At 68.4% G+C, this 11,839-nt stretch carries 10 protein-coding genes; 5 read left to right on the plus strand and 5 right to left on the minus strand.

The features are described from left to right. Window positions 1-15: 15 nt before the first annotated feature. Window positions 16-531: an energy transducer TonB gene (locus ACM608_RS09390; RefSeq protein ID WP_419682965.1), complete on the minus strand. Its 516-nt coding sequence runs from the start codon at window positions 529-531 to the stop codon at window positions 16-18. A 110-nt stretch (window positions 532-641) separates the two neighbouring features. On the opposite strand from ACM608_RS09390, the gene ACM608_RS09395 reads away from it, so the two are divergent. The 4 genes from ACM608_RS09395 (at window position 642) to ACM608_RS09410 (ending at window position 4,815) form a co-directional block, all read left to right on the plus strand. Then, window positions 642-2,114, plus strand: a complete 1,473-nt coding sequence (locus ACM608_RS09395) for an ArnT family glycosyltransferase (protein ID WP_419682967.1) — start codon at window positions 642-644, stop codon at window positions 2,112-2,114. A 65-nt stretch (window positions 2,115-2,179) separates the two neighbouring features. Then, window positions 2,180-3,406: a bifunctional glutamate N-acetyltransferase/amino-acid acetyltransferase ArgJ gene (gene argJ / locus ACM608_RS09400; RefSeq protein WP_419685153.1), complete on the plus strand. Its 1,227-nt coding sequence runs from the start codon at window positions 2,180-2,182 to the stop codon at window positions 3,404-3,406. Beyond that, on the plus strand, window positions 3,403-4,011 hold the full coding sequence (locus ACM608_RS09405; RefSeq protein WP_419682968.1) for a glutathione S-transferase family protein: 609 nt from the start codon (window positions 3,403-3,405) through the stop codon (window positions 4,009-4,011). Before argJ ends, ACM608_RS09405 begins: the two co-directional genes overlap by 4 nt. Before the next feature lie 9 nt (window positions 4,012-4,020). Beyond that, complete coding sequence (locus tag ACM608_RS09410) at window positions 4,021-4,815, plus strand: inositol monophosphatase family protein (RefSeq protein ID WP_419682969.1); 795 nt, start codon at window positions 4,021-4,023, stop codon at window positions 4,813-4,815. Here the strand turns inward: ACM608_RS09410 and trxA are convergent, their stop codons facing one another. The 3 genes from trxA to ACM608_RS09425 are packed head-to-tail and all read right to left on the minus strand — an operon-like array spanning window position 4,816 to window position 9,846. Continuing rightward, window positions 4,816-5,136, minus strand: coding sequence for a thioredoxin (gene trxA / locus ACM608_RS09415; RefSeq protein ID WP_419682970.1), 321 nt, complete (start codon window positions 5,134-5,136; stop codon window positions 4,816-4,818). A 51-nt stretch (window positions 5,137-5,187) separates the two neighbouring features. Continuing rightward, the gene (gene addA, locus ACM608_RS09420; RefSeq protein ID WP_419682971.1) at window positions 5,188-8,592 is read right to left on the minus strand and encodes a double-strand break repair helicase AddA; all 3,405 of its coding nucleotides are present in this window, start codon (window positions 8,590-8,592) and stop codon (window positions 5,188-5,190) included. A gap of 9 nt (window positions 8,593-8,601) precedes the next feature. Then, window positions 8,602-9,846, minus strand: coding sequence for a histidine kinase dimerization/phospho-acceptor domain-containing protein (locus ACM608_RS09425; RefSeq protein ID WP_419682972.1), 1,245 nt, complete (start codon window positions 9,844-9,846; stop codon window positions 8,602-8,604). 145 nt (window positions 9,847-9,991) lie between these two features. Here ACM608_RS09425 and ACM608_RS09430 point away from each other — a divergent pair, with 145 nt between their 5' ends. Then, a complete protein-coding gene (locus ACM608_RS09430; RefSeq protein ID WP_419682973.1) occupies window positions 9,992-10,453 on the plus strand; it encodes an Lrp/AsnC family transcriptional regulator in 462 nt (153 codons plus the stop codon). Window positions 10,454-10,512: 59 nt separating this feature from the next. Here ACM608_RS09430 and ACM608_RS09435 read toward each other — a convergent pair whose 3' ends face one another. Further along, window positions 10,513-11,766 (minus strand): hypothetical protein, encoded by a 1,254-nt coding sequence (locus ACM608_RS09435; RefSeq protein ID WP_419682974.1) that lies wholly within the window; start codon window positions 11,764-11,766, stop codon window positions 10,513-10,515. Window positions 11,767-11,839 lie beyond the last annotated feature (73 nt).

Genomic DNA, 11,839 nt, shown 5'->3' on the forward strand with positions numbered 1-11,839 from the left:
AATTCGAACGGGTCGCTACGCCGGCAACTCCCACCGCACCCGCTGCCGCTTCTCGCTGGAGACAGGGCACCCAGCCTCATCTGTAGCAGGCACATAGCGGGCGCTGCGCACCAAGGCCGTACACGTCGCTCTGTCGAGAACCGGAACGCCGCTTGACTGCTCAATCGTGCAGTTCGCAATACTTCCCTCGGGGAGGACGGTAAAGCGCGCGAGCACGACGCCTCTCTGCTCCGCTTGCAGCGCCGACGCGGGGTAGTCCTCCGACGTAATCCAGCTTCCCTGCGGGGTTGCTGCACGCGCCGGTGATATAGGCCCATCACTGGCCGTAAGCCGCCCGTTGCCACACTGATCGGGCACTGCCCGCGAAACAGCGAGGGCGGGTGCGGCATTCTGTGCCTCAACTTCGACGGCGACGCGCGGCACCTCAAGCGGAAGAGCGGATCGCCGTGAGTCGATCAGAAGGGCAACCGCGGCGACCAAAGCGGCCGTGCCGAAGACAGCGTTCCAGATCAGTTGCTGTCGCGCAATCATGGTCAGACGCTATCAGCAGGGCCGATACCCGGCAACCTCACCCTTGCGGAACGCCTTCGGTTCAGCACGCCGTTGACAGGGGCATCCGCTTCAGCTTGGGCGCGCGCACAATGTCGGAAACCATGCGTCAGGATCGCTGGCGTCCTTTCCTGATCGCCCTCCTCGGCCTTCTCGCCGTGGCGATCCTCGCGCGTGCGGTTTTCGCGCCGGAGAACCATGACGAGGCGCAGTACGTCGCCAGCGCGGTGCTGACGGCCGACGGATGGCTGATCTTCCGCGACTTCATGTCGCTGCAGGCACCGGTCCACGCGCTGGTCTTCGCACCGATCGCGCGCCTGTTCCCGCACGACGTGTACCTGGCGATGCGGCTGGCGACCGCACTCTGCGGGTTTGGGGTGCTTGCTGTCGTATGGGCGACGCTCAGCCGGATGCGGGTGTCGCCGGCCGCCGCGCTCCTGGGCGTCATCGGGCTGGGGGGATGCGCCGCCTTTCAGTTCTCCGGCAGCATCGTGCGCAACGACATGCTGGCGACGCTGTTTCTGGCGGGCGCGATCTGGGGCCTGCTGGCGCGGCGGAACTGGGCCCTGTTCGGACTCTTCGTCGGGCTGGCCGTCGCGACCAAGCTGTCCTTTGCGCCCTATCTGCTGGCGAGCGGCACGCTGCTGATCCGGCAGAGCGGGCGCAATGTGCTGCGCTTCGCGGGCGGAACGGCCGTGGGGCTGGCACCGCTCGTCATCTGCACCGCCGTGGCGCGGCACGAGGCCTGGTACGGGATGGTCGAGTTCGGCGCGGTGGCACCGTTCCACTGGTACGGGGCGAACGGAATGGGCGCCAAGATCGGCGTCCTGGCGAAGGTGCTGGATACGCTGGAGTCGGCGGTACAGGGGCCGGCGCTGCTCGCCGCTTTGGTGGTGGCCGTGAAGGGGCGGCGCGGCGGGTTCGAGGGTCACGCCCTGCGGGTGCTGACCTTCGCGGGCCTGCTCGGCGCGCTGATCCCGACGCCGACCCACCTGCCCTATCTGATGCCGCTGCTGCCGCCGCTCTTCATCCTCTTCGCGATGACGGTCGATCGCATGCCGGCCGGGGCGACCCGCCGCTGGGTCGTGGCGCTCGCGCTCCTGCTGGTGACGGCGGGGAGCGTGAAGTCGGTGAAGATTCTGGTGCGCGCGCCCGCGCCCAAGGGCAACGCGCTGACCATCACCAGCCAGACGCAATGGATCGCCGCCACTATCCGCGCGCACGGCTTGTCCGGGCCGATCGTCACGCTGTCGCCGCATCGGGCGGCGGGCGCGGGGCTGATCCTCGATCGCCGGTTCGCGACAGGGCCGTTCGTCTATCGCAGCGGCGTGCTGCTGTCGCCGGAGCGGGCCAAGCGGCTGGCGGTGGCGACCCCCGCTACGCTGGACAAGCAGCTCGACGCCGCACCGCCGGCCGCGATCCTGACCGGCTATGAGGGGCGGAGCCGCAAGTTCACCATCGATCCCGACCGCACCCTGATCGCGTACGCGCAGGCGCACAATTATCGGCCTGTTGCGTTGCCGGACGGGCTGGGAACCCTCCACCTCCGCCCGGCCCGGCGCTGAAGTTGGGGCGGGCGACCGCATCCTGACTTTCGCGGGTAAGACAAAGGCGATTAAGGGTGTCGGCCATGACAGCCCGCTCTCCCCTCGCGCCCGCCGCCTTCCCTCTCCTGCCCGCCATCCCCGGCGTGACGCTGCGCGTCGCACGGGCGCGGTACAAGAACTGGGATCGCTGCGACCTGACCTTCGTGGAACTGGCGGAGGGGACGGCCGTCGCCGGCGTCACCACGCAGAGCAAGTGCCCATCGCCCGAAGTCGAATGGTGCAGGGCGGCGCTCCCGCTCGGCCGGGCGCGGGCGCTGGTGGTGAACGCCGGCAATTCCAACGCCTTCACCGGCCATCGCGGGCGGGCGGCGGTGGAGGCGATCGCAGCGCGAGTGGCTGGGCATCTCGGCTGCAAGCCCTCGGACGTGTTCGTCTCCTCGACCGGCGTGATCGGCGTGCCGCTGCCCATCGACAAGGCCGAGGCCGGGATCGACGCGGCGGTGGCGGCGGAACCCTGCGGCTGGGACGAGGCGGCGGCGACGATCATGACCACCGACACCTTCGCCAAGGCGGTGACCACCCGCGCGGTGGTGGATGGGCGCGTGGTCAACATCGTCGGGATCATCAAGGGATCTGGCATGATCGCGCCGGACATGGCGACGATGCTCGGCTACCTGTTCACCGACGCGGCCGTCGAACCTGCCTTCCTGCAGGAGATGCTGTCAGCGGCGAACCGGGAGACGTTCTCCTGCATCACGGTGGACAGCGACACCTCCACCTCCGACACCGTGCTGGCCTTTGCCACGGGTGCGGCGGGCAACGCTCCCATGGCCTCCTGGGACAATGCGGGTGCGGATGCTTTCCAGGCGGCGCTCACCGACGCCTGCCGCCAACTCGCCCATCTGGTCGTGCGCGACGGTGAAGGCGCGACCAAGTTCATCGCCATCACCGTCGAGGGTGCGGAGAGCGACGCCAGCGCGCATCGGGTGGCGCTCTCGATCGCGAACTCGCCGCTGGTAAAGACAGCGATCGCGGGGGAGGACGCCAACTGGGGTCGCGTGGTGATGGCGGTCGGCAAAGCGGGCGAGCCGGCGGAGCGCGACAAGCTGTCGATCCGCTTCGGTACGACCCAGGTCGCGAGCGGCGGACTTGCCGTCCAAGGCTATGACGAAGCACCAGTCGCCGCGCATCTGAAGGGACAGGAGATCGCGATCGGCGTCGATCTCGGGCTGGGTGACGGGCGGGCGACGGTTTGGACCTGCGACCTGACCCATGGCTACATCTCGATCAACGCGGATTACCGGTCGTGATCCTGTGGGGCCGCCTCAACTCCCACAACGTCAAGAAGGTGGCGTGGCTCGCCGAGGAGTTGGGGATCGGTTACGAGCGGCGCGACATCGGCGGGCAGTTCGGGTTCACCGCGGCATATCTGGCGATGAACCCCAATCGGCTGATCCCGACGATCGAGCATGAGGGTGTCGTGCTCTGGGAATCGAACGCGATCCTGCGCTATCTCGCGGCGCGCTTTCCCGAGGGCGGGTTCTGGCCCGCCGATCCGGCCGAGCGTGCGCGTGGCGACAAATGGATGGACTGGCAGTTCGGCTATGCCGATGCGCAGCGCGACGCCTTCGTGAACCTGGTGCGCCGTCCGGAGGGGGAGCGGGACATGGGCGCTGTAGAGGCGTCGCGCGCGGCGACCGCCAAGATGATGGCGATCCTGGACGACGCGCTCGCCGAAACCGGCTGGTTGTCGGGCGAGCGGTTCGGCATCGGCGACATTCCGATGGGCGTCTACGCGCATACATGGTTCGGCCTGAACCTCGCGGATCGGTCGCTTTCCCGCGTCGCGGACTGGTATGCGCGCTTGCGGGAGCGGCCGGGTTACGCCAGTCAGGTGATGATCCCGCTGACCTGAAAGGACGCGATGCACGCCCTCCACACCGCCGTCTCCGCGCTGATGAACGACGTCGCCCAATCGGTTGTCATGCCCTATTTCCAGAGCCTGACGGCGGAGCAGATCATCGAGAAGTCGCCCGGCGACCTCGTCACCGTCGCCGATCGCCTGTCCGAGGAGCGGCTGACCGAGGGGCTGATGAAGATCCTACCCGGATCACGCGTCGTCGGTGAGGAGGCGGTGGCGGCAGACGCGGCCGTGCTGGAGGGGATCGACAGCGGCACGGTGTGGATCGTCGATCCGATCGACGGCACCGGCAATTATGCGGGCGGGCGCACGCCATTCGCGATCATGGTCGGCCTTGCCGAGGACGGCGAGGTCGTCGGTGGCTGGATCCTCGATCCGGTAAAGGCCCGCATGCTCCACGGCGTGAAAGGCGGCGGCGCGTTCGTGAACGATGAGCGGGTGACCTCGCGGGGGAGCGACGAGGACGTGCTGATCGGCGCGCTGGCCCCCCGCTATCTGCCGAAGCACATGCGCGGCGACATGGAAGCGCGGACCAAGGGCAAGGTGCAGCAGGCGGACATTCCGCGCTGTGCGGGGGAGCAGTATCCGCGCATCGTTTCCGGCGAGAACGACTTCGCGATCTTCTGGCGCTCGCATCCCTGGGATCATGCACCGGGATCGCTGTTCCTGACCGAGGCGGGCGGGCGGATCGCCCGCTGGGACGGCGCGCCCTACCGGATCGGCGAGAAGCGCGAGGGCCTGCTCGCCGCCGCCACGCCCGCGATCTGGGACAAGGCGGCGGCGATCATCAACGGCTGATCAGAGCGCGCCTTCGATCCAGCCCTTGAGCTGGCTCTTGGGTGCCGCGCCGACCTTGGTGGCGGCGGGAGCACCGCCCTTGAACAGGATCATCGTCGGGATGCCGCGCACGCCGTATTGCGCCGGCGCGTCGGGGTTCTCGTCGATGTTGATCTTGGCGATCGTCACCTTGTCGCCCAGCTCTTCGGAAAGCTCCTCAAGGCTCGGCCCGATCATCTTGCACGGCCCGCACCATTCCGCCCAGAAATCGACCAGAACCGGCCCCTCGGCAGCGATGACGTCGCTGTGGAAGCTGGAATCCGTGATTTTCTTCGTGGCCATCTTAGGTTCTCCTGCGTAACGACACCCATGTAGGCGGGGGCTGACCCGGTCTCAACTATCGGCAGCCAAGCTTTGCTCCGAGGGGTCGAAGCGCGGCTTCGCGCCGTCCAGCAGATCGGGCGGCAGGATGTGCAGAAAAGGGCCGGCGGTGTAGAGCAATGCCGCCTCGATCAGGCGGCCGGGAAACACCTTTTCCAGTGCAACGACATAGGCGGCGATCTGCTGGACATGCTGGCCCGGCAGATCGGCGAGCATCTCCGGCGCGCGGCGACCGGTCTTGAAGTCGACGACGAGCACCCGGTCGTCACGGACCAATAGCCGATCAACGGTGCCGGCAACGACCCGGCCCGCGACCACGGCGGCGATCGGCGCTTCGGCGAGCGCGCCGGGCGCGAAGACCTCGGCGAAGCGCGGGTCCGAGAGGATGGCGCAGGCGTCGCGGACCAGCGCCGCGCGGGCCGCATCGTCAGGCACGCCCATGCCGGAAAGCCAGGCGACGGCCGCCGACTCGCGTCGTTCCAGTGGCAAGTTGGGGAGCCGTTCGAACAAGCCGTGCAGCAGGCGGCCGCGCTCGGCGGCCTCGCGCATCGCGTGGCTGGGTGGTGGGTCGGCGACGCGATCCTCCCCCATTAGGGAGGGGGCGAGCGGGCGCGGCGGGCGCTGCTCACGCGGGGCGGGCTGACGCAGCCATTGCGGTTCGGCGATCGGCGGGACGGCAAGCGGTCTGCGGCGATGGGCGACGCGCCCGCTTCCCGCATCCTCGATCTCGCGGACGCCGGACCAGCGCGCGTCCTCGATCCAGTCGACCCCCATGCCGCCAATCGCATTGTCGAGGGCTGTGTACCAGCTGCTTTCGGGCGGAACGCCGCGCGCCTTGGGGCCGAGCGCGCCGCCGATGACGAGATGCTCTTCGGCGCGGGTGGCGGCGACGTAGAGCAGCCGCCAATGCTCCCGCATGTCGTCGCGCGCCGTTTCCTCCAGAACCTCGGCGAGCAGGCCGGTCGCCTCCGCTTTCCGCGGACGCGGAATCGGCACGGTCGCGCCCTCCACATCGAGTTCGACGATGTCGGCGCGCGCGCTTTCCGGATCGGCGGTGGCGTCGGCGAGGATGACGAGCGGGGCTTGCAGACCCTTGGCGCCGTGGACGGTCATCACGCGGACGGCGTCGTGTGGAGCCGAGGGGTCGCGCTTGATCTCGATATCGCCGCGATCGAACCAGTCGAGGAACACCTGCAACGAAGGCGTGGCGCTGCTCTCGAATTGCAAGGCGGCGGTCAGCAGCTCCTCGATCGGGTCGAGCGCCTCCGGGCCGAGGCGCTGCATCAGCTTCTGCCGGCCCCTGAGCGGGCCGGAGAGGATCGTCTCCAGGAAGTCGTAGGGGGTGGTGAGGTCGGCGGACCCCAAGATGTCGGAGAGCCCCGCCGCCGCCGGATGCCCGCGCACCGCGTCCCAGAGGCTGCCCTTCCGATCGTAAGCGAGGGCGAACAGATCGTCCTGCGACAGGCCGAAGATGGGTGAGACGAGGAGGTTAGCGAGGTTGAGGTCGTCCTCCGGCTGCAGCGCGAAGCGGATCGCGGCGAGGAGGTCGCGCACGGCGAGCGGCGCGGTCAGCCGCAGCCGGTCCACGCCGGCGACAGGCACACCCTCGGCATGGAGGCGCGCGACGATCAGCGAGGCGAGTTCGCCGCGCTTGCGCACGAGGATCATGATGTCCTCGGGCCTGAGCGGGCGGCCCTGGCCGTGCAGGTGGAGGAGGGTGTCGAGCCATTCCTTCACCTGTCGCGCGAGCTTGATCGCGAAGCCGCGCGTCGCGTCCTGCGCCCAGCTTTCCTCGCCTGCCAGTTCCTCGGTCGGAATGGCGACATGCGGACGCCACAGCGTGACGCGCCCGCCCTCCCGAACGCGGGCGGTGGCGTGCGGCGGGGCGGCGCGCTCCAGCCCGAACGCCTCATGGCCGAGATCGGCGAGGACGCGATCGACTACGGCGAGCACCGGCGGGGTCGAGCGGAAGGAGCGGTCGAGCGAGAGGTCGGTGAACGGGCGCTCCGCTGCCCGCCCACGCTCTCCGAACAGATGCTGCGCCGCCTGGAAGAAGACGGGACTGGTCCCTTGGAAGCCGTAGATCGCCTGCTTGAAGTCGCCGACGGTGAAGAGCGTGCGCCAGCGATCGGAATGTGCCCCCTCTCCAGCAAAGAACTCCTCCGCCAGCGCCGAGACGATGCGCCATTGCGCGGCGTTGGTGTCCTGCGCCTCATCCACCAGGATGTGGTCGATCGCGCTGTCGAGCTTGTAGCGGACCCAGTCGCCCATGCCAGGGATGGTGAGGAGGCGATCGGCGGCGCGGATCAGGTCGTCGAAATCCACCGCGCCTGCCGCAGCCTTCGCCCGCTCGAAAGCGGTGGCGTAGGCGGCACCCGCCCGGATGCCGGCGGAGAGCAGGTCCACGAAGGCCGCCGTCTCCCGCATCGCGACGAGCCGTCCGCAGCCCTCGGCGAGCGCGTCGCAGAGCGCTTCGTAGCCGGGTTCGGCGTCGATGAGCTTCTTGGAGTAGGCCCGCCGCTCGCCCGCCTTGGTGAGCGCGATGCCGATAACGTCGTCGATCATGCCCGCCCGATCGGCGCCATTCGCGGCGAGGAAGGCGGCGGCGATGTCGCCATGCTCCCCGCCGGTCTTGGTGCCCCAGGCGCGGTTCGCGGCGGCGATCCGCCGCAGCCCGGCGCAGTCGAACACGTCATCATGGCAGGCGGCGATCATCGCATCGAGGATGTCGCCTGAAGGCAGATCGAACAGCCGCCGCAGCCGCGCCTCGATGCCCGGTGCCACCGCCGTCATCGCGTCCGGATGGCGGGCGCAGGCACGCAGATAGGCCTCCGCCTTGTCCTCGCCCATGCGGTGGCTGAGCGCCTGGACGTCGCGGATCAGCCCGTGATCCCCGCCGCTTTCCGCCTCCACGAGCAAGGAGGCGAGCGTTGAGCGGGCGAGTGCCGCCTCCTGCTGTCCGTCCAGCGGGCGGAAGCCGGGGATCATGCCGCCTTCGACGGGGAAGGAGGCGAGCAGGGTCTGGCAGAAGGCGTGGATGGTCTGGATGCGCAGGCCGCCGCCGCGCGCGTCGAGCACCTTGGCGAAGAGGGTGCGGGCGTGGTCGATGGCGGCGGCGTCGGTCGGCTCGCCGAGGGCGAACAGTTCCTCCTTCAGGCGGTTGGTCCGCAGCCGCGCCCAGTGCGCCAGCCGGCTGCGGATCCGCTCGGCCATCTCCGCCGCCGCCGCCTTGGTGAAGGTCAAGCACAGGATCGTGGAGGGATCGACGCCCTGAAGCAGCAGGCGGAGCACGCGCGCGGTCAGGACATGCGTCTTGCCGGTGCCCGCCGAGGCGGAGAGCCAGACCATGCGGGCCGGATCTGATGCCGCCGCCTGTTCGCCGAGCAGCTGCTTGAGGGGAGAGATGCGCGCCGACACGCGTCGCCTCTAGCGCGAAAGCTGGGCTGTTGCGATCGTCGGCAGGCTCAGCACATAGGTTTCGCCTGAGATGTCGAAGCGACCGCCGAACGCCTCGGCCACGCAAGCGATGAGGCGCAAGGCGAAGCCGATGCCCAGCAGCGGACCGTGCGGCCAGCTACCGGGAATCTGGACATGGCCCGCGATCAAGCTGCGCGGATCGAAGTCGAGGACCGTGCTCGGCCGATCGGCGGAGATCACGGCATAATGGTCTGCGTCGCGATCGATGGTGATCGTCACCCCCTCCTCCACCTCCGCATAGCCTGCACTCACGGCGGCGAGCCGCCGGAGGAGGCGTTCGGCGATCTCGGGCGGCACCGCCAGTGCGGACACATGCGCGGCAATGGCGAGTTCGGCGGGCGGCCCGCCTGCGGATGCGAGATCCCGGATTACGCGACCGGCCAAGGCGGCCGCATCGGTCGCGCGCGCACCCATGGCGAGCCGGGCGGTGCCGTTCTCGATCGCGGCGGCGAGGTCGAGATCCTCGATCATCTCGGTGAGGTGCGTCGCGCCCTGCACGATCTCCCCCGCGACAGCACGCGCGGCGACGGAGGCGGGTCCGAGGAACTCGCCCTCGATCATCTCGGAGAAGCCACGGATCGCGTTCAAGGGCGTGCGCAGTTCGTGAACCAGTTGCCGCGCCACCTCGGGCGCAAGGATGGGGAACGGCTTGGCCGGCTCCTGCCAGGACGCGCGAAGCTGCGGCCGCCGGGCCGCCCCCTCGTACCCGGTGAAGCGCCCCTCCTCACTGAAGGCGGGGCGCGCCCAGACGCGCCAGGCGCCGGCGGTCGGCCCCGATCCCACGATCATCAGCCCACGATCACGCACCGGCAGCCGGCGAAGGAAGGCCTCGCCGGTCTGCTGGTCGAAGCCGCCGATGCGGTCCGTTCCGACGCATGCCATGCTGTGCCCGACCAAGGCCTCGCGCGGGACGCCGGAGACGCTCCGGATCGTCCCTCTCTCGTCCGTGACGAAAACGAACTCCGACGCGAACGGCCGTGCCTCACCCCGGGGATCCGAATACTCGGCATCCTCGGCCTGTGCATCCGGCAGACGTGCGTCCGCGTCCGCCATGATCCTATCGGCAGGTCCGGTCGCAGGTTCCCCGCCGACGCGTGAGGCGAGCCGCCCGGCATTTGCCGGTCCGGACGCGCCCTCGCCATCGACCTGTCTGCGGAACAGCCGCCCCTCCATCAATCCCCGGCCCCATGCCATGTCCCATCGCATACTCTGCAGATCAGGGTGCGGGCGACAACGAAATTGTCGCTTCAAGGCACTGGCGTGCGCCCAAACGGGACGCCTATACCACGCGGCAGACTGATGGGCGCGTATGGTTTGGCCCAATTCGAGAGGAGAATGGATGAGCGGGCTCGATGCCACGGATCGCGTCATCCTCGCCACGTTGCAGGACGAGGGGCGGATGACCAATGTGGAGCTTGCCCACCGTGCGGGGCTGACCGCGCCACCGTGCCTCAGGCGCGTGCGGCTGCTGGAAGAGGCCGGGATCATCCGGGGCTATCACGCCCAGCTCGACGCCGCCGCGCTCGGCTATCCGACCACCATTTTCGCGCTTGTCAGCCTGAAAAGCCAGGCCGAGGACGATCTGCGCGCGTTCGAGGCGCATATCGCCGACATCCCGGAGGTCCGCGAATGTCACATGCTGAACGGCGAGATCGACTTCATCCTGAAGATCGTCGCGCATGATCTACCGAGTTTCCAGGCGCTGCTCACCTCCAAGCTGACAACCGCCCCCAACGTCGCGAGCGTGAAGACGTCGCTCACCATCCGCACGTCCAAGGATCTGCCGGGCATACCGGTCTGACCAAAGAAAAAGGGCGACCGAAGCATGGCCGCCCTCTTCCCGGTTAGACCTTGAAAAGATCAGGCAGCAGGTGCCTGATCCGCCCAGATCGTCCAATACTGTGCCAGCGGCTGACGCACGCCGGTCACCGTAGCGAAAGCCTGCTTCGCGGCGTCCTTCTGACCCAACAATGCGAGCGCGATGCCGAGACGCGTGTTGACGACATTGGCGTCCACGCCGCCCTTCTGCAGCGCGACCTTGTAGAGGTCCGCCGCCTTCGCGTAGTCGGCATAGCCGAGATACGCATCGGCGGTGTTCAACGCGATGCGGCCGTTGGCCCCAGCGCGCGCGGTCTTCTCCGTACCTGGGAGGCTTGCCTTGTCCGAGGCGACCTTCGGGGCGGCAAGCGTGCGGATCTCGGTCGCGGCCTTGTTGGAGGCGTCGAGCATCTTGGCCGCATAGCCCTCGTCGATCACCGCCTTGGCCTCGGCCGGAAGACCCTTCTGCAGCGCGTAATCGGCGTACTCGTAATAGTCGCGCTCGCCGTTCAGCGCCTTGGCGGCACGCGCTAGGCGATTGAGGTCAAGCTCGCTCTCCTTGTCCAGCGCGCTGACGTCACGATAGGAGAAAAGGGCGTTGCGCCAGTTGGAGGGCGTCGGAAACGCCTGCACCCAGAGCTGACCCCACTTCACCGTATTGGGTGCGTCCTTCGCGGTATAGGCGATCGATAGCGCGCGCTTGTACCAGTTCTCATCGACCTGCTGACCCGCTGCCTTCTTGGCCGCGATCGCCTGCTCGACCAGCTGCATCGCCTCAGCGTTCTTCTTCAGGCCGACCTTGATCTCGGCGAGTGCCACCATGTTGTTCGGATCGGGCTTCAGCTCGTTCGCCTTGGTCAGCAGGCCCTCGGCCTTGCCGTAATCCTTGGCGTTCATCGCCGCCTGCGCCTGCATCAGGTACATCTGGTCCAGATTGGCCTTGGCGAGTTCCGAACCGCTGTCAGTCATCAACTCGACGCCCTTCATCTGGGTCGCCTGATCGTTCTGCTTCTGGCCGACCTGATAGAGCAGCTGGCCGATGTAGAACTTGTCGTCCGGAGTCGAGGCGACGCCCTGCGCCTCGGTGAGCTTCGCGGATGCCGTCGCGAAGTCGTTGGCGCCTAAAGCCGTCTGCGCCGCGGCGAGGAGCGGACGGGCTTCCTTGCTCAGCTTCGGCTCGGCACCCTTCGCCTCCTTCTTTTCCTTGGCGACCGCCGGGGTGGCGATCATCGCGCCGGTGGCGGCGGTGCCGAGCATCAGCGCCAGGACCAGGGCGGGTCGCGATACAATTTTCATCGATCAGAACTCCTCTCGAACGGCTCGCGTTCATCGCCCGGGGGACTGGGCGTGCGACTTGCTAGTGAAACCC

The organism is Sphingomonas sp. ID0503, assembly GCF_048565625.1.
Classification (GTDB): Bacteria; Pseudomonadota; Alphaproteobacteria; order Sphingomonadales; family Sphingomonadaceae; genus JBLZUR01.

Excerpts from the sequence above, each read along its gene's own strand:
- ACM608_RS09390 (WP_419682965.1), bottom strand. The coding sequence starts at position 531 with ATGATTGCGCGACAGCAACTGATCTGGAACGCTGTCTTCGGCACGGCC.
- ACM608_RS09395 (WP_419682967.1), top strand. The coding sequence starts at position 642 with ATGTCGGAAACCATGCGTCAGGATCGCTGGCGTCCTTTCCTGATCGCC.
- argJ (WP_419685153.1), top strand. The coding sequence starts at position 2,180 with ATGACAGCCCGCTCTCCCCTCGCGCCCGCCGCCTTCCCTCTCCTGCCC.
- ACM608_RS09410 (WP_419682969.1), top strand. The coding sequence starts at position 4,021 with ATGCACGCCCTCCACACCGCCGTCTCCGCGCTGATGAACGACGTCGCC.
- trxA (WP_419682970.1), bottom strand. The coding sequence starts at position 5,136 with ATGGCCACGAAGAAAATCACGGATTCCAGCTTCCACAGCGACGTCATC.
- ACM608_RS09425 (WP_419682972.1), bottom strand. The coding sequence starts at position 9,846 with ATGGCATGGGGCCGGGGATTGATGGAGGGGCGGCTGTTCCGCAGACAG.
- ACM608_RS09430 (WP_419682973.1), top strand. The coding sequence starts at position 9,992 with ATGAGCGGGCTCGATGCCACGGATCGCGTCATCCTCGCCACGTTGCAG.
- ACM608_RS09435 (WP_419682974.1), bottom strand. The coding sequence starts at position 11,766 with ATGAAAATTGTATCGCGACCCGCCCTGGTCCTGGCGCTGATGCTCGGC.